We start from the raw sequence: 20,462 nt of genomic DNA on the forward strand, positions 1-20,462 counted from the left end.
GTTTTCTTGCCGGAATCGAGCGTTGCCGGGTGCGCGTGCAGTCGGCTGGGGCGCGACCCTACCGAGGCGGGGGCCCTACCCACCGCCTCAGGGCGAGGCGGTGGGGGGCGCGGCGGCCGGGGCGGGAGCACCCTGGGTCGCCTGGATGTCGGCGTCCTGGGCGGTCGGCGACAGCGCCACTTCCTGGCCCGAACCGGCCAGCGCGGCGGCTTCGGCGGCCTTGGTCATCACCACGATGCTGATGCGGCGGTTGATCGGGTTGTCCGGCTGGGTCTTGTCGAACAGCACCGACGAGGACAGGCCGACCACGCGGGTGACCTTGTCATCGGCCATGCCGCCATCGAGCAGCGCACGCCGGGCGGCATTGGCGCGGTCGGCACTGAGCTCCCAGTTGCTGTAGCCGTGGGCGGCGTTGTACGCGGTGATGTCGGTGTGGCCGGTGATGCTGATCCGGTTCGGCACGTGGTTGATGAACTGCGAGAGCTCGCGAAGGATGTCGCGGGTGTAGGTCTTCAGCGCCGCGCTGCCCATGTCGAACATCGGCCGGTTCTGCTTGTCCACGATCTGGATGCGCAGGCCTTCCGGGGTCAGGTCCAGCAGCAGCTGGTCCTTGAACGGTTCCAGCGCCTGGCTCTTGCTGATCGCTTCTTCCAGTTCCTGCTTGAGCACTTCCAGCTGCTTCTTCTCGCGCTCGCGCTCGTCTTCCTGCGGCACCGGGCGCTCGGCCTGCTGGTTCTGGAAGGGGTCGTTGCTGTTGCCGCGCGAGACATCGGTGGCGCCGCCCAGCTTGATCATCGAGGTACTGGCGCCACCCGGGCCGGCCATGCCCGGGGCGGGCGTGGAGCTCTGCCCACTGAGCGGGCTGGGGTTGCGGAAGTACTCGGAAATGGCGGCGCGCTCGGGCTTGGTGGTGGCCGCCATCAGCCACAGCACCAGGAAGAACGCCATCATGGCGGTCACGAAGTCGGCGTAGGCCACCTTCCAGGCGCCGCCGTGATGGGCGGCGTGGCCGCCCTTCTTGACCCGGCGGACGATGACGGTGGGTTTGTTCTCGGCCATGGCGGTGCCTTACTTGACCGTTTTCAGGTGCGCTTCGAATTCGCTGAAGCCCGGGCGCACGTTCGACGGCAGGGTCTTGCGGGCGAATTCCAGCGCGATCTTCGGGTTGTAGCCGCGCAGGCACGCCAGAAGGGCGGTCTTGACCGATTCGTAGATGCGGCTGTCCTGTTCGGCGCGCGCTTCCACCGCAGCGGCCAGCGGGCTCACGAAGCCATAGGCCAGCAGGATGCCCAGGAACGTACCGACCAGCGCGCCGGCCACGTGCGCACCCACTTCCTCGATGGCGCCGCCGATCGACCCCATGGTGATCACGATGCCCAGCACGGCGGCCACGATGCCGAAGCCGGGCAGGCCGTCGGAGACCTTGTTGAGCGCCGCCGAAGGCTGCATCGCTTCGGCATGGTGCTTTTCCAGCTCCATTTCCAGCAGCGGCTCCAGCTCGTGCGGTTCGATGTTGCTGCCGATCATCAGGCGCAGGCAGTCGGTCATGAAGTCCACCAGGTGGTGGTCGGCCTGCACCTTGGGATAGTTGGCGAAGATGGCGCTGTCGGCCGGGCGCTCGACATGGTCTTCCAGCGCCATGAAGCCTTCACGGCGGGCCTTGTTGAGCAGTTCGTAGAGCAGGCTCAGGACATCGATGTAGTCCTGCTGCTTGTAGCGCGGGCCCTTGAACACGCCCACGGAGGCCTGCAGGGTCTGCTTGACGGTCTTGATCGGGGTGCCGACCAGGAACGCGCCCAGCGCCGCGCCACCGATGATGACCAGCTCATAGGGCTGCCACAGCGCGCCGAGCTTGCCGTGCGCGCCGACATAGCCGCCGAGCACGCTGAGGATGACGATCAGGAAGCCAACAATGATGAGCATGGGGCGGGCGCGGCGGTGGGGATATCACCATGTCGGCCTCGCGCGCGCATTCTGAAGGGGGACGTTGGTTGAACGTCACACTTTTCCACACCCACCCCGGTAGGTGCCCACCGTTGGTGGGCACGCATTGCCGGGGCGCTCAGCCCGCAGGCTGGGCCTCGGCCCCGCCGCGTTGCAGGGGATCCGGATACGGCTGGCCATTCGGGGTAAACGACAGCGAGACCGAATTCAGGCAGTGCCGCTCGAAAGTCGGCGGCGGGCCATCCGGGAACACGTGACCGAGATGGCTGTCACAGCGGGCGCAAACGATTTCAGTTCGCACCATGCCATGACTGACATCACGGATTTCGCGCACATGGGACGGGTCGAACGGGGCGAAGAAGCTCGGCCAGCCGGTGCCGGAGTCGAACTTGGTGCTGGAGCGGAACAGCGGCAGGCCGCACAGGCGGCAGCCGTAGACGCCGTCCTGCTTGTTGTCCAGGAACACGCCGCAGAACGGGGCTTCGGTGCCGTGCTGGAGCAGGACGCGGCGCTCGTCCTGGCTGAGCCCGGCCACCAGGGCGTCGCGCTGGGCGTCGCTGGGCGGGGAGAGATCGAATGCGGTCATGGGCAGTCCTCGTGGGGATGGCAGCAAAATGGGGGCGGCGGCGGCCGGGGGCAAGCGCGGAGGGCATTCATGGTGCTGACACGCATGCTGGCGCAGGGTGAATGCATGTTCCGTCGTGAGTCCGCCGCCATGAAACGCTTCTTCCGGGGTGCCGTGTCGCTGGTCGTGCTGCTGCCGCTGGTCGCCGCGGCGCAGATGCCCGCGCCACGCAAACCCACCGATACCCGCCCGGTCACCCCCGTGGTACCCGCGCAGGCACCGTTGCCCGCACCGGTGAAAACCCCGGCGCAGACCACGCAGCAGCTGCGCACCCACCCGATCCAGAGCCAGGGACCGGCCCAGGTCGTACCGCCTGCACCGCCGGCCACCACCGCGCCACCGAAGGTGTATGACCGCCACGGCCGCATCGTGCCGGGCATGAAGCAGGCCGGCCCGAACCGCGTGCTGGATACGCGCACTGGCCGCTATTACGACGCGGTGCCCACCGGCGATGGGCAACGCATCAAACCCTGATGCATGAACGTTTCACAACCAATGCCCGCAGTCATCCGTGTCAACGCCGCAGCTCACTGCAATTTCGCCTGCGATTAACTGCATTTCGCCGACTCTGTACGTGCGCCGCAACAACGCGCATCCCCAAGCTAAGAAGGTGCAGTTATGGCTAATCAGCAAAAGGGCAATCCCGGCAAGATGCCGCAGGATCAGCAGGGCCAGCAGAACCAGAAACCCGGCCAGCAGAACCAGCAGCAATGGGATCAGCAGAACCAGAAGGGTGGCAAACAGCAGGACCAGCGCCACCAGGACCAGAAACAGCAGCGTTGATGCATCTGGTCGGCAGCTACACAGGCGGTGCGCGCAAGCGCGCCGCCTTTTGCGTTTGGCCGCCTCAGTCCGGAATGGGCAGGGTCAGCGTTTCCTTGACCTCTTCCATCACGATGTAGCTCTTGGATTCGCGCACGTGCGGCAGGGTCAACAGGGTGCTGCCCAGCAGCTTGCGGTAGGACGCCATTTCGCTGATGCGCGCCTTGAGCAGGTAGTCGAAATCGCCCGATACCAAGTGGCATTCCAGCACGTTGGGCAGCTTCAGCGCCGCGCGGCGGAACTCCTCGAAGATGTCGCCGGATTTGTAGGCCAGGCTGATTTCCACGAACACCAGCAGGCTGGCCTTGAGGTACTGCGGGTCCAGCCGCGCGTAGTAGCCGGTGATGGCGCCATCGCGTTCCAGCCGCCGCACCCGCTCGGTGCAGGGGGTGGTGGACAGGCCCACGCGCTCGCCCAGTTCGGTGAAGGAAATGCGGCCTTCGTCCTGCAGGATGCGCAGGATCTTGCGGTCGATCTTGTCCAGCTCGCGCGGTCGTGCGGCCATGGCGTCAGCTTCCCGGGGGTGTTGGCGCGACAATATCCTGCCTGGGGCGCCAAAAACAGCAAAATTGCTTGGTTTGGCCGGAATATACTTCCTCAATTATGGTCCCGGCACGCTCCAGTGCAGGGAATGATCGGGTTGGAGAGGTCTCATGCGCGTTCTAGTCCTTGGCAGTGGGGTAATCGGCACGACCAGTGCCTGGTACCTGCGGCAGGCCGGGTTTGAAGTCACGGTGGTGGACCGCCAGCCCGGCCCGGCGCTGGAAACCAGCTTTGCCAACGCCGGCCAGCTGTCGTTCGGCTACACCTCGCCGTGGGCCGCCCCGGGCGTGCCGCTGAAGGCGGTGAAGTGGCTGTTCTCCGAGCACGCACCGCTGGCGATCCGCCCCGGGCTGGACCTGAACCAGTACCGCTGGCTGGCGCAGATGCTGCGCAACTGCACGCACGAGCGCTACGCCATCAACAAGGCGCGCATGGTGCGCATGTCCGAATACAGCCGCGACTGCCTCAACGAGCTGCGCGCGCAGACCGGCATTGAATTCGAAGGCCGCGACCTGGGCACCACCCAGCTGTTCCGCACCCAGCAGCAGCTGGATGCATCGGCGCAGGACATCGAAGTGCTGGCCCAGTACGGCGTGCCGTACGAAGTGCTGGACCGCGCCGGCATCATCGCCCACGAACCGGCGCTGGCCAGCGTGGCCGACACGCTGGTGGGCGCGCTGTGGCTGCCGCGCGACCAGACCGGCGACTGCCAGCTGTTCACCCGCCGCCTGGCGCAGATGGCAATGGATGCCGGCGTGGAATTCCGCTTCGACCAGGACATCGCCGGGCTGGAAACCGACGGCGACCGCATCACCGGCGTGCGCATCGACGGCAAGGTGGAAACCGCCGACCGCTACGTGGTCGCGCTGGGCAGCTATTCGCCCTCGCTGGTGGCGCCGCTGGGCATGCACCTGCCGGTGTACCCGCTGAAGGGCTACTCGCTGACCCTGCCAATCACCAACGCGGCGATGGCGCCGACCTCGACCATCCTGGACGAGAGCTACAAGGTGGCGGTGACCCGTTTCGACGACCGCATCCGCGTGGGCGGCATGGCCGAAGTGGGCGGGTTCGACCTGTCGCTGTCGCCGCGCCGCCGCGCCACCCTGGAAAAGGTGGTGGGCGACCTGTACCCGGACGGCGGCGACCTCTCGCGCGCCGAGTTCTGGACCGGACTGCGCCCGGCCACCCCGGATGGCACGCCGGTGATCGGCGCCACCCCGTACCGCAACCTGTTCCTCAACACCGGCCACGGCACGCTGGGCTGGACCATGGCCTGCGGCTCGGGCCGCTACCTGGCCGACCTGATGAGCGCGCGCCAGCCGCAGATCAGCACCGAAGGCCTGGATATCTTCCGTTATGGCGGCCACCACGCCGCGTCCGTCCAACACAGTGAACCGAAAGCATGCGCCCAGCCCGCGCGTTGATCGACCTGGATGCGTTGCGCTCCAACTTCCGCCTGGCCCGTGAACTGGGCGGCGGCCGCAAGACCCTGGCCGCGGTAAAAGCCGATGCCTACGGCCACGGCGCCGTGGCGTGCGCGCGCGCGCTGGACGGCGAAGCCGACGCATTCGGCGTGGCCTGCATTGAAGAAGCGCTGGAACTGCGCGCGGCCGGTATCACCTCGCCGATCCTGCTGCTGGAAGGCTTCTTCGACGCCGACGAACTGCCGCTGATCGTGCAGCACAGCCTGTGGTTCGCGGTGGCCGCGCCGTGGCAGGTGGATGCCGTGGAAGCGTTCCAGACCGACGCCACCCTGCAGATCTGGTTGAAGCTGGACAGCGGCATGCACCGCCTGGGCCTGGCCCCGGCCGAATTCCGCGCCGCGCATGCGCGCCTGTCGGCGCTGCCGCAGGTGGCACCGATGGTGCTGATGAGCCACATGGCCCGCGCCGACGAACTGGACAGCCCGCGCACGCGCGAACAGGCCGATCTGTTTGCTGACACCATCGACGGCCTGGCCGGCGAAACCAGCCTGTGCAATTCACCGGCGCTGCTGGGCTGGCCCGACGTGCGCAGCGACTGGGTGCGCCCGGGCCTGATGCTGTACGGGGCCAACCCGCTGCAGAAGCACAACGCCTTCACCGAGCGCCTGCGCCCGGTGATGACCATGCAGTCGAAGATCTTCGCCATCCGCGAGATCGCCGCCGGTGAACCGGTCGGCTATGGCGCCCGCTTCGTGGCCGAACGTCCCACCCGCGTGGGCGTGGTGGCGCTGGGCTATGCCGACGGCTACCCGCAGTTCGCGCCGAACGGCACCCCGGTGCAGATCGATGGCCAGCCCGGCCACCTGATCGGCCGGGTCTCGATGGACATGCTCACCGTGGACCTCACCGACCTGCCGCAGGCCGGGGTGGGCAGCACGGTCACACTGTGGGGCGAGGCCCCGCGCCTGGACGTGCTGGCCCCGCTGTGTAACGTGAGCGCCTACCAGCTGCCGTGCGCGGTGAAGCGCGTGGCGCGGGTGCTCAGCGGCCTTCAGTAGGCAGCAGCCGGCGCAGCCACTGGTCGATCATGTATTTCTCATAGCGCAGCGGATCGTTGTTGCTGCGCAGGCCGCCGTTGCTCAGGTAGCCCATGTCGGCCAGCTTTTCTTCGCCCTGCTGCAGCACACCGCCGCTGGCGTCACGCAGGGTGAAGGTGAGGGTCATCCGCGGCGGGTAGATGTTGCGCATGATCCGGATATCGTTGCCGCGCGGGCCGTTCTGCGGCTCGAACTCGCCGGCGCGCTTGATGTCGGTGATCTTCACCTCCAGCGTCTGGCCCGGGGGCAGGCGCTTGACCGCACTTTTGCGCAGCGAATCGGCCAATTGGTACACCCAGTTGCCGCTCTGGGCCTCGAAACGGTTGGAACTGTTCTTGATTTCAGTGAACTGGGCGGGGTCGGTCCAGCTGACCTGCACGGGGCTGTCGCCGGTGAGCGCGCGCGGTGCATCCGGGGAGGTGACACTGCGCGGGCCGGCCGTCGCACAGCCGACAACAAGCAGCATCAGACAGCTGAGAGCACCAGCCAGCAAGGGTTTGCGGTTCATGGCGTTGCCTCGGTCGGGGTTGCGGGAAGAGGATGCTCCGCAGTGTGATCCTGATCACGGGCCGGAACAATTGCCAAAGGCGATACGCCGGACCGGGAGTGGGGACGAATTCACTTACGTCAAATCAGCACCCCCTGCTTGACGCTACGAATACGCGGTCTGGAAGATGCTGTACCTCTCCGTTCCGCCAGTTGCCCCTCTTGACGCCCTTGCCCAGCCTGCCTGCCTCCACCCTGGAACGCGCCCCGTTTGCGGCCCCGGCCTCGGATCCTTCCCTGCATCGTGCGGTACTGGAAGGCCTGAGCGCGGGCTTCTGCATCATCGAGGTCATCATCGAGGATGGCGTCGGGGTGGATTACCGCTTCCTGGAGGTCAACGACGCCTTCGAGCGCAACACCGGCCTGGCACAGGCGTCAGGAAGGCTGATGAGCGAACTGCAGCCGGCGCACGAGCAGGAGTGGTACCGCGTCTACGGCCAGATCGCGCTGACCGGCCGCTCCCAGCAGTTCGAACTGGAAGCGCGGGCGCTGGGCCGCTGGTACGCGGTGGAAGCGATGCGGGTGGGCGAGCCGCATGAGCGCCGGGTGGCGATCCTGTTCTTCGACATCACCAACCGCAAGCAGATCGAAGTGGAGCTGGCCGAAAGCGAGGCGCGCTTCAGCGCACTGGCCGATGGCCTGCCCATGCCGGTATGGGTGCTGGACGAGCGCGGCCACGCCCGCTTCGTCAACAGTGCGTTCAGCGAATTCTTCGGCGGTGACGAGCAGCGCGTTCCGGAAGACGTCTGGCGCGGGCTGGTGCACCCCGACGATGCCTCCGTATTCGATTACGAACTGCAGGCCGCGCTCAAGGCGCAACGCTCGATGCAGGTGCTGGTGCGCGGGCTGCGTGCCGACGAACAGTGGCGCTGGCTGGAAATGAACGCCCAGCCGCGATTCTCGCGCATGGGCCGCTTCATCGGGCTGGCCGGCAGCAGCAGCGATGTCACCGACCGCCGCGAAATCGAGATGGCGCGCGAAGAGCTGCTGCAGTCCGAGCGCGCCGCACGCAACGCCGCTGAAAGCATGGCGCGGCTGAAGGACGAATTCCTGGCCACGCTGTCGCACGAGCTGCGCACGCCGCTGACCACCATCCTGGGCTGGAGCGAGCTGCTGCTGCAGCGCGTGGACAGCACCAGCCCGCTGTTCAAGGGCCTGGGCGTGATCGCCAACAGCGCCATGGCGCAGAAGCGGCTGATCTCGGACATGCTGGACCTGAGCAGCATGCTGCTGGGCAAGGTGCAGCTGGAAGTGGAAGTGCTGGACCTGCGTGCCCAGCTCACCGAGGCCATGCGCGCCCAGGAGCTGGTGGCCGAAGGCAAGGCGCTGGATACCCGGCTGGTCATGCCCGACGAACCGGCGCTGGTGCTGGGCGATGCCACGCGCCTGCAGCAGGTGCTGTGGAACCTGCTCAGCAACGCCATCAAATTCACCCCCGCCGCCGGTTCGGTCACGGTTACCCTGGCCACCGACGGTGACCACTGGACGGTGACCGTGGCCGATTCGGGCGACGGCATCGCGCCGGAGTTCCTGCGCCATCTGTTCAGCCGCTTCCGCCAGGCCGACGGCACCACCACGCGCCGTCACGGCGGGCTGGGCCTGGGCCTGGCGATCGTGCAGCAGCTGGTGGAACTGCACGGCGGCACGGTCACCGCCAACAGCGACGGGCAGGGCCAGGGCGCGGAATTCACCGTGCAGCTGCCGCGCTACCAGCCGCAGGCCGATGGCCGGCCGCTGCGCGAAGTGTTCAGTGGCCCGATCCGCGAACAGCTGATCGAGCCGTACCCGCTCAAGGGCCTGCGCCTGCTGGCGGTGGAAGACCAGCCCGAAGTGCTGGAATACCTGCGCCGGCTGCTGGAAGAGCAGGGCGCGCAGGTAACCGCCGCGGCCTCGGCCGGGGAAGCGCTGGCATTGCTGGATGCCGGCGGGCACGAGGCGGTGGATGTGCTGCTGACCGATATCGGCATGCCGGGCATGGATGGCTATGGCCTGGTGAGCACGCTGCGCCAGGACTTCGGGCTCGATGCCAACGCCCTGCCGATCGTGGCGGTGACGGCGCTGGCGCGTGCCGACGACCGCAAGCGCGCGCTCGCGTCCGGCTTCCAGGAGCACGTGGCCAAGCCGTATTCGGTCGCCCAGCTGGTTACCGCGGTACGCAGCGTCCTCGCCGGGCGGAACTGACGGTTGCCACGCAGGGCGTCAATGCGGCGGGCGGTATCTGTTTTGCCACGCAGGGCGTGGCACTACGCGCCGTCTGCCGTAGAGCCACGCCCTGCGTGGCTGACGTAGCGCATCAACGTTCCAGGAGACCCGCATGTCCCGCATTGCCCCCCGAATCCATACAAACCCGGCCGACATTGCCGCGCTCGAGGCGCTGCTGCTCCAGCTCAAGGGCCAGACCCAGGTCGAAGTCACGTTGAAAGATGGCCGCCGCCTGCTCGGCACCGTGGCGGTGCAGCCCACCGTGCAGCAGTACCGCGATGCGGAAGAGAACGAAGGCAGCAACGGCCAGCTGCGCCTGGATGATCTGGATGCCCCGGTTCAGCAGCATGTGCTGTGGCTGGATGAGATCAGCGCGATCCGCGAGCTGCCGCCGGTCGAATGACCCTCCGGGCCGTGCCGGGCTCTGCCCGGCACGCGCCTTTCCTCAGTGCGTGAATACTTCCGGCTCGGCGTCGAAGCGGCGCGCATAGGCGCGCTCATCCGCAATCCGGGCCACTTCGTCATCGGCCATATCCGGCGCGCCATACACCGCGTACGCCACGGCGCCATCCGCCTGCTTGCCCACCTGGTGCAACCGGTACCTCGAATGCCCACCACCGGTGTCCTCGGGGTAGTGCACCGGCGGCTGTGCGCCCTCCAGATCCATTTCGCTGTTGTCGACCACGCCACCGACGAACAATGCGCGCATGAGCTACCTCCGTTGCGAATGAGCCTTCACCCTGACCGAGTGCATGTTGCGATGGCATCAAGGCAGCGTTGAATAAACGCAAATCGGTCGCCGGAGGGGGTGGTTCGGCCGAAACGGTAGAATGGCGGTCTCTTTTCAAGATGTGCCCCCCATGGCTGCCCAGCACGACGCCCCCCTGGAAACCCTGTTCCTGCCGTTCGGCGGCGCGCTGAGCTGGCCGGCCGGGCCGGTGCTGTTCCTGCGCGCCCGCGATGGCTGGCCGCTGCGCGAGCACGCCCAGCCGGGCCAGCTGGTCTGCGAGCAGAGCTTCCGCCCGTTCGCCGACGCCTTGGAAGCCAGCGGCTGGACCGTGCGCGACGAACAGCAGCTGGCCACCGACGGCACCCGCTACGCGGTGGTGCTGGTGCTGCCGCCGCGCCAGCGTGAAGAAGCCCGCGCGCTGTTTGCCCGCGCGCTGGCGCTGGCCGCCCCGGGCGGCATCGTGGTGGCCTGCCAGCACAACAACGAAGGCGCCCGCTCCGGCGAAGGCGACCTGCAGCAGCTGGCCGGGCTGGGCGGCAAGATGACCAAGAACCACTGCCGTGTGTACTGGACCGCGCCGCTGGACGGCCAGCACGACGCGGCCCTGGCCCAGCGCTGGGCCGCGCTGGATGCGCCGCGCGCGATCCTGGGCGGGCGCTTCCAGAGCCGCCCGGGCATCTTCGCCTGGGACCGCATCGACCCGGCCTCGGCGCTGTTGGTGGAACAGTTGCCGGCCGACCTGGCCGGGCGTGGCGCGGACCTGGGCGCCGGCTTCGGCTACCTGTCCAGTGAAGTGCTGCAGCGCTGCCCGCAGGTGAGCGCGCTGGACCTGTTCGAGGCCGAAGGCCGCGCGCTGGCGCTGGCCAGGGTCAACCTGGAGGCGCTGGGCAAGCCGGCCACGCTGGGCTTCCACTGGCAGGACGTGACCGCCGGGATCGAGGCCCAGTACGACTTCATCGTGACCAACCCGCCGTTCCACACCCCGTCGCGTGCCGACCGCCCGGACATCGGCCAGCGCTTCATCGCCGTGGCCGCGCAGGCGCTGCGCCCGGGCGGGCGGATGTGGCTGGTGGCCAACCGCCACCTGCCGTACGAGCAGATCCTCAACGAAAGCTTCGGCCAGGTGCGCGTGGCCGCCGAGCGCGACGGCTTCAAGCTGATCGAGGCGACCAAGGCCAGCAAGAGCCCCACCCCCGCCAGGGCCCCGCGCAGCGACGAGCCGAAGTGGGGCCGCGGAGGCCGCGCATGAAGCTGGTGAAACTGCTGGCCAACCTGGGCTATGGCAGCCGCAAGCAGGTGCAGGGCATGTTCCGCGAGGGGCTCATCACCGATGCGGACGGCGAGGTGCTGTACGCCGATGACCAGGTGGCCCACGAGGCGATCCGGGTCGAGGGCGAGCCGCTGGATCCGCCGCAGGGGCTGACCCTGATGCTGCACAAGCCGCGCGATTACACCTGTTCGACCAAGGACAAGGGCCGGCTGATCTACGACCTGCTGCCGCCGCGCTTCCGCGAACGTTCGCCGGTGTTGTCGTCGGTGGGCCGGCTGGACCGCGATACCAGCGGCCTGCTGCTGATGACCGACGACGGCGCACTGCTGCACCGGATCGTGTCGCCCAAATCGCGGCTGGACAAGGCCTACCAGGTGACCGTGGCCGAAGACCTGCGCGGTGACGAGGTGGCACGCTTTGCCAGCGGCGCGCTGCTGCTGGAAGCGGACGACAAGCCGCTGCTGCCGGCCGAGCTGCACGTACGCTCGGCGCGAGAGGCCGAGCTGGTGCTGCACGAAGGCCGCTACCACCAGGCCCGGCGCATGTTCGCCGCGGTGGGCAACCACGTGCAGGCGCTGCACCGCAGCCGCATTGGCGGGCTGTCGCTGGGCGAGCTGCCCGAGGGCGAGTGGCGCATGCTGGATGCGGCGGACCTGGACACGCTGTTCACCGGGCACCTGACCGACGCACCATGACTGCCATCGCCGCACTGCCGTTCCTGCCCGAAGCGGTGATCTTCGACATGGATGGCCTGATGATCGACAGCGAGCGCGTCTCGCTGGCGTGCTGGTCGCAGGCGGCACGGGAACAGGCGCTGCCGTTCACCGATGACTTCTGGCTGGGCATGGTGGGGCTGGGCGACCGCGACTGCGAACAGCGCCTGCTGCAGCACATCAGTGCGGATGAGGTAGCCGCGTTGTTCGCGCGCTGCCACGATCTGTACGAGGAGCGCACCCAGCAGGGCCTGCCGCTGCGGCCGGGCATCATGGAGATCCTGCAGCTGCTGCAGGCGCATGGCATTCCGCGCGCGGTGGCCACCTCCACCCGGCAGCCGCGTGCGTCGCGCAAGCTGGCCGCAACCGGCCTGTTGGCGTACTTCGACCATGTGGTGACCAGCAGCGACGTGGCCCATCCCAAGCCGGCGCCGGACATCTACCTGTTGGCCGCGCAGAAGCTGGGCAAGGACCCGGCGCGCTGCCTGGCGCTGGAAGATTCCCCGGCCGGCATCCGCGCGGCGGTGAGTGCCGGCATGACCGCGATCCAGGTGCCGGACCTGGTGCACCCGGACGAGGCGCTGCGCGCGCTGGGCCACCGCATCGTCGATTCGCTGCGCGACGCGCACGCGCTGCTGGTGCCGCTGTTGCCATGAAAAAACCCGGCACATGGCCGGGTTCTTTCGTTCACGCCGCGGGCGATCAGACCCGCCCGAACACCAGCGCTGCGTTGGTGCCGCCGAAGCCGAAGCTGTTGGACATCACCGTGTTCAACTGCTTGTCCTGGCTTTCGCGCACGATCGGGAAGCCTTCCACCGCCGGGTCCAGTTCGCCGATGTTGGCCGAACCGGCAATGAAGCCGTCGCGCATCATCAGCAGGCAGTAGATCGCTTCGTGCACGCTGGCCGCACCCAGCGAATGGCCCGACAGCGCCTTGGTGGACGACAGTGGCGGAATCGATTCGCCGAACACTTCGCGCACCGCCTTCAGCTCGGTGACATCGCCCAGCGGGGTGGAGGTGCCGTGCGTGTTGAGGTAGTCGATCGGGCCGCTGAGGTTCTGCATGGCCATGTTCATGCAGCGCACCGCGCCTTCGCCGGACGGGGCGACCATGTCGGCACCGTCGGAGGTGACGCCGTAGCCCACCAGTTCGGCATAGATGCGTGCACCGCGTGCCACGGCGTGGTCGTAATCTTCCAGCACCAGCATGCCGCCGCCACCGGCGATGACGAAGCCGTCGCGGTCCTTGTCGTACGGGCGCGATGCGGTGGCGGGCGTTTCGTTGAAGCGGGTGGACAGGGCGCCCATCGCATCGAACATGACGCTCATCGACCAGTGCAGGTCTTCACCACCACCGGCGAACATCACGTCCTGCGCGCCATGCCGGATCAGGTCGGCGGCGGCGCCGATGCAGTGCGCGGAGGTGGCGCAGGCGGCCGACAGCGAGTAGCTCAGGCCCTTGATCTGGAAGGCGGTGGCCAGGCAGGCCGACACGGTGGAGCACATCGTGCGCGGCACCATGTACGGGCCGACCTTGCGCACGCCACGCGCGCGCAGGATGTCGGCCGATTCGACCTGCCACTGGCTGGAGCCGCCGCCGGAGCCGGCGATCAGGCCGGTGCGCGGGTTGGCCACCTGCGCTTCGTCCAGGCCGGCATCGGCGATGGCATCGCGCATGGCAATGTAGGCGTAGGCCGAGGCATCGCTCATGAAGCGCTTGAGCTTGCGGTCGATCTGCGCATCCAGGTCGAGTTCGACGTTGCCGCCGACATGGCTGCGCAGGCCGGCTTCGGCGTGGTCGGGAAGGTTGCGGATGCCGGGGCGGCCTTCACGCAGTGCGGAGGACACGGTGTCCAGATCGTTGCCCAGGCACGAGGTGATGCCCATTCCGGTAATGACGACGCGACGCATCAGAAGTTCTCGGTGGAAGTGAACAGACCTACGCGGAGGTCTTTGGCGGTGTAGATTTCGCGGCCGTCGACCAGCATGCGGGCATCGGACTGCGCCATGACCAGCTTGCGGTTGATGACGCGGGTGATGTCGATTTCATAGGTGACGCGCTTTGCGTCGGGCAGCACCTGGCCGGTGAACTTCACTTCACCGCAGCCAAGTGCGCGGCCACGGCCGGGCGCGCCCAGCCAGGTAAGGTAGAAGCCGGTGAGCTGCCACATCGCGTCCAGGCCCAGGCAACCGGGCATCACCGGGTCGCCGATGAAATGGCAGCCGAAGAACCACAGGTCGGGGCGGATATCCAGTTCCGCGCGCACGTAGCCTTTGCCGTGGGGACCGCCGTCATCGCGGATGTCGGTGATGCGATCGAACATCAGCATCGGGTCATTGGGCAGGCGACCGCTGCCCGGCCCGAACAGTTCGCCACGGGCGCTGGCCAGCAGCTGTTCGCGCGAGAACGCGTTGAGACGAGTCATGGAAAACGCAATCCTGAAGATGAAGGGCGGCGGTTTGTTGCCGTTGAAAGCACCCAAGAGTGCAGAGTAATTTCCATTCAATCAAACGTTTTAACCGTACGCCGGCGTAGTGTTTTCAGCTTCAAAAACGCATGTCGTTGTTATGAAAAGACCATACTCAGGCGTGTGGCTGTAATCTTGTTCATCTATTCCTGCCGCTTGGGCCCTTGAGCTTCCGCCGTGTCCGCACAACGCAAGATCATCCACGTCGACATGGACGCGTTCTACGCGTCGGTGGAGCAGCGCGACAATCCGTCGCTGCGCGGGCTGCCGGTGGTGGTGGCGTGGAAGGGCGCGCGATCGGTGGTGTGCGCGGCGTCGTACGAGGCGCGGGTGTTCGGGATCCGTTCGGCGATGCCGGCGATGCGGGCGGAGCGGTTGTGTCCGGATGCGGTGTTCGTGCCGCCGGATTTCGTGCGCTACAAGGCGGTGTCGCGGCAGGTGCGGGAAATTTTCCTGCGGCATACGGATCTGGTGGAGCCGTTGTCGCTGGATGAGGCGTACCTGGATGTGACGGTGCACAAGGGCGGGATGACGGTGGCGACGGAGATTGCGACGCTGATCCGCACGCAGATCCGGGAGGAAACGCAGTTGACGGCGTCGGCGGGGATCGCGCCAAACAAATTCCTGGCGAAAATCGCGTCGGACTGGCGCAAGCCGGACGGGCAGTTCGTGGTGCCGCCGCACCGGATCGATCAGTTCCTGTTGCCGCTGCCGGTGAAGCGGGTGCCGGGGGTGGGCAAGGTGATGGAGGGCAAGCTGTCGGAGCTGGGCATCGTGACGGTGGGCGATCTGCGTGGGTTGCGGCTGGAGGAGCTGGAAGGGCGCTTCGGCAGCTTCGGTGCAAGCCTGTACCGGCGTGCGCGCGGTATCGATGAGCGTCCGGTGGAACCGGACCAGCAGGTGCAGTCGATTTCGTCGGAGGACACGTTCGCGGAAGATCTGCCGCTGGAGGCGCTGGAGCCGGCAATCGTGGAGCTGGCGGGCAAGACGTGGAATGCAACGCGGAAGACGGACCGGGTGGGGCACACGGTGGTGCTGAAGTTGAAGACCTCGCAGTTCCGGATCATCACGCGCAGTTTCACGCCGGAATCGCCGCCTGAAACGCTGGAGGAGCTGCGCGATATCGCGCTGGCCTTACGTGCGCGCGTGGACCTGCCGGCGGAGACGCGGTATCGGCTGGTGGGGGTTGGCCTGGGTGGATTCCGCGAACGCGAACCGGTCAGCCAGCTGGGGTTGTTTGACTGAAGCAACAGCGACAGCAACAGCAACTGCAACAGCAGCAGCGGGGTTTCATTGCTACGGGTAGCGGGCCGGCGGGGGCGGGTTGGCGGGACACGCCGTAAACCCATCCATGGGGGCTCGTTCGCGCCATCCATGGCGCTCTACGGTCCCGCCAACCCACCCCCGCCGGCCCGCCCAAGCAGGGCTGGCACCGAAGGAAACAGCGGCAGCAACTGCGCATCGCAACCGACTGCGGGCGGCAATCGGTGGGACCACGGTAGGGTCGCATCCCAATCGACTGCCGATGGCAATGCAACGCGCGGTGGGGCATGAAGATCATCCCACGCCGCGCATCACCACTCTCGATCAATACGCCACGGTCGCAATCGTCCGCACGTACTGCGGCTTGTCGATCTCACTCACGAACGCATCGGCGTAATCGGCGTAACTGATCCGGCTATGCCCATCGGCGCCGACCAGGAACTGCTTGGCCTGGGTACGGAAACCACCCTTCTTCGGGCCCGGGCCGATTTCGGCCGCCGGCGAATAGAACGTCCAGTCCAGGTCATCCACCTTCTGCAGCAGGTTGAACGCCTCACGCGCAGCCAGGGCGACCGGCTTGTACGCATCGGGGAAGCCTTCGGTATCGACCAGCTGCACGCCGGGGGCGACTTCCAGGGTGCCGGCGCCGCCGACCATCAGGAAGCGCGGCACGCCGGCCTGGCGGGCGGCCTTGACCAGTTCGGCGGTGACGGTGGTGACGGTGGCCGGGTCATCGCCGGGGCGCGGGCCGAAGGCGCTGGCCAGGACGTCGTGGCCGGCGATCACGGCGGCCAGGGCGTCGGTGTCGTCGAGGGCGGCGACGGCGAGCTGGGCGCCGTCGAGTTCGGCCGGCAGGCCGCTGTCGCGGCGGACGATGGCGGTGACCTGGTGGCCGCGGGCCAAGGCCTGGCGGGTGATTTCACGGCCGATGTTGCCGGTGGCACCGACGAGGGCGATCTTCATGGGGCAGGTTCCGTTGAGGGAGGAAGGCCAGCATATGCGCCTGAAAGCGGACGAAAAACCGCGTATAACGGCCTAATTTGTTGCGCGGATCGATCAAATGGACCGGCTGACGGCGATGCATGTGTTCGTGGAGGTGGCCGAGCGCGGCAGCCTGACCGCTGCGGCGGAGGCGTTGGACATGTCGCGGGCGATGGTGACGCGGTACCTGGCGGAGGTGGAAACGTGGCTGGGGGCGCGGCTGCTGCACCGGACCACGCGGCGGATCAGCCTGACCGGGCCGGGGGAGGCGGCGCTGCTGCGGTTCCGGCAGATGCTGGCCATCGGGGATGAGCTGCAGGGCGAGGTGGCCAGCGACAACCCGGAGCCGCATGGGCTGTTGCGGGTGACGGCGAGTGTGTCGTTCGGGCAGCTGCACCTGGCGGCGGCGGTGGCGGAATTCGTGCGGCGGCACCCGCTGACGCGGGTGGAGCTGTTGCTGGTGGACCGGGTGGTGAACCTGGTGGAGGAGCGGGTGGATGTGGCGGTGCGGATTTCGCGGGCGATCGATCCGAGCCTGATCGCGCGGTGGCTGGCGCCTTGCCGGTCAGTGTTGTGTGCGGCGCCTTCGTACCTGGCCGAGCGGGGCACGCCGGCCAGTGCCGATGCGTTGGCGGGGCACAACTGTCTTACCCATCACTACGTGGGGAAGAGCGTGTGGCAGTTGCAGCGGCAGGGGCGTGCGATTTCGGTGGCGGTGGGCGGCAACATCAGTGCCAATGAGGCGTCGTTGTTGCTGGAGGCGGTGCGGGCGGGCGCGGGTATCGCGATGTTGCCGACGTACCAGATCGCGCCGCTGCTGCGTTCGGGTGAGCTGGTGGAGGTGTTGCCGGAGTACCAGGTGGAGGAGATGGGCATCCATGCGGTGTATGCGTCGCGGCGGCAGCTGCCGGCGGTGATGCGCAGCTTTTTGGACTTCCTGGTGGAGCGGTTTGCGGGGGAGGAGTTCCTGGCGCGGATCTAACGCTGCCTGGTTCGGCATTGCGTTGGACACGCGTGGCGTGTCGCTACGCCTTCAGGCCCCGCGTAGGGACACGCCATGCGTGTCTGCGCGGTGCCGGGCTACACGCAGCCACGCAGGGCGTGGCTCTACAATCAGCATCCCCACATGTTGTAGAAGCGATCCTTCCCTTGACGTATCCCTACCCGCTGGTGATCTTTGATCTTGACGGCACGCTGGTCGACAGCGCGGCCGATATCGCCGAGGCGCTCAATCGCACGTTGGAAGACTGGCAGCTGCCGCGCGTGCCCGAAGCCACGGTGCTGACCTGGATCGGCGATGGCGTGCGCCGGCTGGTGGAGCAGGCGTTCACCGCTGCACGCAGTGACATCGACCTGGATCGGGTGATGCCTGGTTTCATGCGCCACTACGAAGAATGCCTGCTGCGCAGCCCGCGATTGTTCGACGGGGTGGTGCCGGCGCTGCAGGCGCTGCGCGAGCGCGGGGTGGTGATGGCGATCTGCACCAACAAGCCGTCGGCGATGGTGGCGCCGCTGTTGGCGCACCTGGGCGTGCAGGAGTTCTTCGCGATGGTGCTGGGGGGCGATTCACTGCCCGAGCGCAAGCCCAGTGGCGTGCCGCTGCGGCATATCGCCGAGGCGTTCAAAGTCGCGCCGGGTGCGGCGCTGATGGTGGGTGATTCGATCACCGATTACCGCGCCGCGGTGGATGCGGGCATGCCGGTGGCGCTGGTGCGTTACGGGTATCCGCGCGGGTTGGATCTGGATACGGTGGAGGCAGTGGCGGTGGTGGATGACCTGCGGGCGTTGCCGGGGTTATAGGGCGACCCGAGGGAAGTGCCGACCAACGGTCGACACCTACCACCAGACACCCCACGCGGTAGGGCACGACCGTTGGTCGTGCCCCACGCCATGTCATTTCGGCTGGTAACGCACGCTCAGGCGATACTCGCGGCCGGGCTGGTTGTACCAGGCCACCGTTTCGTAATCGCGGTCGAACACGTTGCTGACCCGGCCCAGCACCGACCAGTCGCGGCTGAGTGCGTATTCCAGGCGCAGGTCCAGCGTGCCGTAGCCGGCCAGGCGCACGCTGTTGTCGGCGTTGTCGTAGCGCTTGCCGGCGCCGAACGCGGTGACGCCGGCGCGGAAGCCACCGAAGCGGCGGTCGATATCCAGGCGCGCGGTGTCCTGCGCGCGGCGGGCCAGCCAGTTGTCGAACTGGGCGCTGCCGTCGGTGCGGTTGCGCGGGTCGGTGTGGCTCAGCTGCGCGCTGAGGTCGAACCCGGCCACGGTCAGCGAGCCGGTCAGCTCGGCGCCGCGGATCCGCGCCTTTTCCACCTGCGACATCATGAAGGTGGTGGCGTCGTAGGTGATCAGGTCATCGATGCGGGTTTCATACACATCCAGGCCCCAGCGCCAGCTGTCGCCCTGCTGGGCGATGCCGAGGTTGGCACTTTTGGACTTCTCCGGGTCCAGCCCGGGCACGCCGCTCCACGGGTCGTACAGGTCGCTGAAGGTGGGGGCCTTGAACGCGGTGCCATAGCTGGCATTGAGGCGGAAGCCGCCGCCCAGTTCCATGCCCCAGCCGAGGCTGCCGGTGGTGTGGTTGCCGAACTGTTCGTTGTCGTCATTGCGCACGCTGGCCTGCAGGTGGTGCGCGCCGAAGCGGCCCTGGTACTGCACGAACACGCCGGTGTTGTCGCGGCTGTCGACCAGGTAACCCGCGCTGCTGCCGTCGAGGTTGTCCTGGCTCCAGTCGACGCCGGCGCTGAGCAGCTGGCCGTCGGCGAGGCCCACGTCGGCCTGCACCGAGGCGCTGTCGCGGTGGGTCTGCGCCGCACCGAGCCAGGTGTCGCCGTTGTAGTTGTCGGATTCGTTGTCCGCACGCCCGACGTTGGCGGTCAGGGTGAAGCGCTCGCTCGGGGTGTAGCGGACCTTGCCGCCCAGCACCTGCTGCAGCGTTTCGGAGTAGTTGTAGTAACCGTCGTAGTGGTTCTCGCCTTCGGCGCGCAGGGCGGTGCCTTCCACGCTCAGGGTGTCGGTCAGCGTGTAGCCGCCGCGCAGGCTCATCGACAGGTTGCGGTACCCGTCGCGGTCGGGTTCATTGGCGCCGCAGCCGGCGAAGGTCACCGGATCACCGTTGCAGGAATTGATACCGTCGGTGTGCTGGTAGGCGATGTCGGTGCCGAACCAGCCGCGCGCGCCGGTGCCACCGAAGCCGCCGCTGGCTTCGCGCAGGCCGTTGCTGCCGCCGCCCAGCTGCAGGTGCGGGGCGAAGTCGCCGGCATTGCGGCGGGTGAAGATCTGGATCACGCCGCCGATCGCGTCCGCGCCGTACAGGCTGGACTGCGGGCCGCGCACGATTTCCACGCGCTCGATCTGCGCCAGCGGCAGGTCCTGCAGCATCGCCAGGCCAAGGTCGCCGGTGTTGATGCGCACGCCATCGACCAGCACCAGGGTGTGGGCCGAGTTTGTGCCGCGCAGGAACAGCGAGCTCTGCTTGCCCAGCCCGCCGCTGTTGTTGAGGTTGATGCCGGCGCGGCCGCGCAGCAGGTCCTGCAGCGAGGGCGCCTGGCTGCGCTCGATCTCGGCGCGGTCGATCACCTGCGCCGGCGAGATGCTGTCCTGCAGGGCGATCGGGGTACGGGTGGCGGTGACCAGCACCTGGTCCAGCGCGGTGGCCTCGTCCTGTGCGGCGGCCACAAGGGGCAGCGCCGACAGCACGGCGAGGGAAAGAAGGCGGATCTGCAGCTTCATCGTTGACTCCAAACACCGCGCACGCCCGCGCGGCAAGGGTGGGGGAGGCGGTCAACGGAGGCAGGGACGGTGGGCGGGCGCAGGCACGGCGCCGCTTGC

At 67.6% G+C, this 20,462-nt stretch carries 22 protein-coding genes; 11 read left to right on the top strand and 11 right to left on the bottom strand.

Features of this window, described 5'->3' with window-relative positions; genetic code table 11:
- Nucleotides 1-87 precede the first annotated feature (87 nt).
- The 3 genes from motB to msrB all read right to left on the bottom strand — a co-directional run bounded on the left by motB (nucleotide 88) and on the right by msrB (nucleotide 2,530).
- A complete protein-coding gene (gene motB, locus NMB40_RS00315) occupies nucleotides 88-1,059 on the bottom strand; it encodes a flagellar motor protein MotB (RefSeq protein WP_494359770.1) in 972 nt (323 codons plus the stop codon).
- 9 nt (nucleotides 1,060-1,068) lie between these two features.
- Nucleotides 1,069-1,923, bottom strand: a complete 855-nt coding sequence (motA, locus tag NMB40_RS00320) for a flagellar motor stator protein MotA (protein ID WP_494359771.1) — start codon at nucleotides 1,921-1,923, stop codon at nucleotides 1,069-1,071.
- A 139-nt stretch (nucleotides 1,924-2,062) separates the two neighbouring features.
- Nucleotides 2,063-2,530 carry a peptide-methionine (R)-S-oxide reductase MsrB gene (msrB, locus tag NMB40_RS00325; protein WP_494359772.1) on the bottom strand — a complete coding sequence of 156 codons (468 nt, stop codon included), beginning with the start codon at nucleotides 2,528-2,530 and terminating at the stop codon, nucleotides 2,063-2,065.
- 129 nt (nucleotides 2,531-2,659) lie between these two features.
- Between msrB and NMB40_RS00330 the strand changes: the two genes are divergently transcribed.
- Nucleotides 2,660-3,043 (top strand): classical arabinogalactan protein 4, encoded by a 384-nt coding sequence (locus NMB40_RS00330; RefSeq protein WP_494361108.1) that lies wholly within the window; start codon nucleotides 2,660-2,662, stop codon nucleotides 3,041-3,043.
- Between the two features lie 12 nt (nucleotides 3,044-3,055).
- Here NMB40_RS00330 and NMB40_RS00335 read toward each other — a convergent pair whose 3' ends face one another.
- Nucleotides 3,056-3,328: a hypothetical protein gene (locus NMB40_RS00335; RefSeq protein ID WP_494359773.1), complete on the bottom strand. Its 273-nt coding sequence runs from the start codon at nucleotides 3,326-3,328 to the stop codon at nucleotides 3,056-3,058.
- A gap of 88 nt (nucleotides 3,329-3,416) precedes the next feature.
- On the bottom strand, nucleotides 3,417-3,896 hold the full coding sequence (locus NMB40_RS00340) for an Lrp/AsnC ligand binding domain-containing protein (protein ID WP_145481399.1): 480 nt from the start codon (nucleotides 3,894-3,896) through the stop codon (nucleotides 3,417-3,419).
- 148 nt (nucleotides 3,897-4,044) lie between these two features.
- Here NMB40_RS00340 and NMB40_RS00345 point away from each other — a divergent pair, with 148 nt between their 5' ends.
- Together NMB40_RS00345 and alr are read left to right on the top strand one after the other, a co-directional pair.
- On the top strand, nucleotides 4,045-5,358 hold the full coding sequence (locus tag NMB40_RS00345; protein ID WP_494359774.1) for a D-amino acid dehydrogenase: 1,314 nt from the start codon (nucleotides 4,045-4,047) through the stop codon (nucleotides 5,356-5,358).
- Entirely contained in the window at nucleotides 5,337-6,416 is a 1,080-nt protein-coding gene (gene alr, locus NMB40_RS00350) for an alanine racemase (RefSeq protein WP_494359775.1), read from the top strand. Before NMB40_RS00345 ends, alr begins: the two co-directional genes overlap by 22 nt.
- On the opposite strand, the gene NMB40_RS00355 is transcribed toward alr, so the two are convergent.
- The gene (locus NMB40_RS00355) at nucleotides 6,400-6,963 is read right to left on the bottom strand and encodes a DUF3016 domain-containing protein (RefSeq protein ID WP_494359776.1); all 564 of its coding nucleotides are present in this window, start codon (nucleotides 6,961-6,963) and stop codon (nucleotides 6,400-6,402) included. The genes alr and NMB40_RS00355 overlap by 17 nt on opposite strands.
- A gap of 233 nt (nucleotides 6,964-7,196) precedes the next feature.
- Here NMB40_RS00355 and NMB40_RS00360 point away from each other — a divergent pair, with 233 nt between their 5' ends.
- Both NMB40_RS00360 and NMB40_RS00365 read left to right on the top strand, forming a co-directional pair.
- Nucleotides 7,197-9,182, top strand: a complete 1,986-nt coding sequence (locus NMB40_RS00360) for a hybrid sensor histidine kinase/response regulator (RefSeq protein ID WP_494361109.1) — start codon at nucleotides 7,197-7,199, stop codon at nucleotides 9,180-9,182.
- A 133-nt stretch (nucleotides 9,183-9,315) separates the two neighbouring features.
- Nucleotides 9,316-9,606, top strand: a complete 291-nt coding sequence (locus NMB40_RS00365; protein ID WP_494359777.1) for a DUF3247 family protein — start codon at nucleotides 9,316-9,318, stop codon at nucleotides 9,604-9,606.
- A 42-nt stretch (nucleotides 9,607-9,648) separates the two neighbouring features.
- Here NMB40_RS00365 and NMB40_RS00370 read toward each other — a convergent pair whose 3' ends face one another.
- Nucleotides 9,649-9,912 carry a hypothetical protein gene (locus NMB40_RS00370; protein ID WP_494359778.1) on the bottom strand — a complete coding sequence of 88 codons (264 nt, stop codon included), beginning with the start codon at nucleotides 9,910-9,912 and terminating at the stop codon, nucleotides 9,649-9,651.
- Nucleotides 9,913-10,063: 151 nt separating this feature from the next.
- Here NMB40_RS00370 and NMB40_RS00375 point away from each other — a divergent pair, with 151 nt between their 5' ends.
- Genes NMB40_RS00375 through NMB40_RS00385 form a run of 3 tightly spaced genes read left to right on the top strand, consistent with a single transcriptional unit; the run spans nucleotide 10,064 to nucleotide 12,572 of the window.
- Entirely contained in the window at nucleotides 10,064-11,182 is a 1,119-nt protein-coding gene (locus NMB40_RS00375; protein ID WP_448141910.1) for a class I SAM-dependent methyltransferase, read from the top strand.
- Nucleotides 11,179-11,898, top strand: a complete 720-nt coding sequence (locus NMB40_RS00380) for a pseudouridine synthase (RefSeq protein WP_494359779.1) — start codon at nucleotides 11,179-11,181, stop codon at nucleotides 11,896-11,898. The genes NMB40_RS00375 and NMB40_RS00380 overlap by 4 nt, the downstream gene beginning before the upstream one ends.
- Nucleotides 11,895-12,572 carry an HAD family hydrolase gene (locus NMB40_RS00385; RefSeq protein WP_494359780.1) on the top strand — a complete coding sequence of 226 codons (678 nt, stop codon included), beginning with the start codon at nucleotides 11,895-11,897 and terminating at the stop codon, nucleotides 12,570-12,572. The genes NMB40_RS00380 and NMB40_RS00385 overlap by 4 nt, the downstream gene beginning before the upstream one ends.
- 46 nt (nucleotides 12,573-12,618) lie before the next feature.
- On the opposite strand, the gene fabB is transcribed toward NMB40_RS00385, so the two are convergent.
- Nucleotides 12,619-13,827: a beta-ketoacyl-ACP synthase I gene (gene fabB, locus NMB40_RS00390; RefSeq protein ID WP_494359781.1), complete on the bottom strand. Its 1,209-nt coding sequence runs from the start codon at nucleotides 13,825-13,827 to the stop codon at nucleotides 12,619-12,621.
- A complete protein-coding gene (gene fabA / locus NMB40_RS00395) occupies nucleotides 13,827-14,342 on the bottom strand; it encodes a 3-hydroxyacyl-[acyl-carrier-protein] dehydratase FabA (RefSeq protein WP_068854535.1) in 516 nt (171 codons plus the stop codon). Before fabA ends, fabB begins: the two co-directional genes overlap by 1 nt.
- Before the next feature lie 219 nt (nucleotides 14,343-14,561).
- Here fabA and dinB point away from each other — a divergent pair, with 219 nt between their 5' ends.
- A complete protein-coding gene (gene dinB, locus NMB40_RS00400; protein WP_494359782.1) occupies nucleotides 14,562-15,629 on the top strand; it encodes a DNA polymerase IV in 1,068 nt (355 codons plus the stop codon).
- Between the two features lie 342 nt (nucleotides 15,630-15,971).
- Here the strand turns inward: dinB and NMB40_RS00405 are convergent, their stop codons facing one another.
- A complete protein-coding gene (locus NMB40_RS00405) occupies nucleotides 15,972-16,610 on the bottom strand; it encodes an NAD(P)-dependent oxidoreductase (RefSeq protein ID WP_494359783.1) in 639 nt (212 codons plus the stop codon).
- Between the two features lie 97 nt (nucleotides 16,611-16,707).
- Between NMB40_RS00405 and NMB40_RS00410 the strand changes: the two genes are divergently transcribed.
- Both NMB40_RS00410 and gph read left to right on the top strand, forming a co-directional pair.
- Entirely contained in the window at nucleotides 16,708-17,610 is a 903-nt protein-coding gene (locus tag NMB40_RS00410; protein WP_494359784.1) for a LysR family transcriptional regulator, read from the top strand.
- Nucleotides 17,611-17,777: 167 nt separating this feature from the next.
- Complete coding sequence (gph, locus tag NMB40_RS00415; protein WP_494359785.1) at nucleotides 17,778-18,428, top strand: phosphoglycolate phosphatase; 651 nt, start codon at nucleotides 17,778-17,780, stop codon at nucleotides 18,426-18,428.
- 93 nt (nucleotides 18,429-18,521) lie between these two features.
- On the opposite strand, the gene btuB is transcribed toward gph, so the two are convergent.
- Nucleotides 18,522-20,363, bottom strand: a complete 1,842-nt coding sequence (btuB, locus tag NMB40_RS00420) for a TonB-dependent vitamin B12 receptor (RefSeq protein WP_494359786.1) — start codon at nucleotides 20,361-20,363, stop codon at nucleotides 18,522-18,524.
- Nucleotides 20,364-20,462: the final 99 nt, after the last annotated feature.

This window comes from Stenotrophomonas sp. FBCC-B152 (assembly GCF_059134105.1).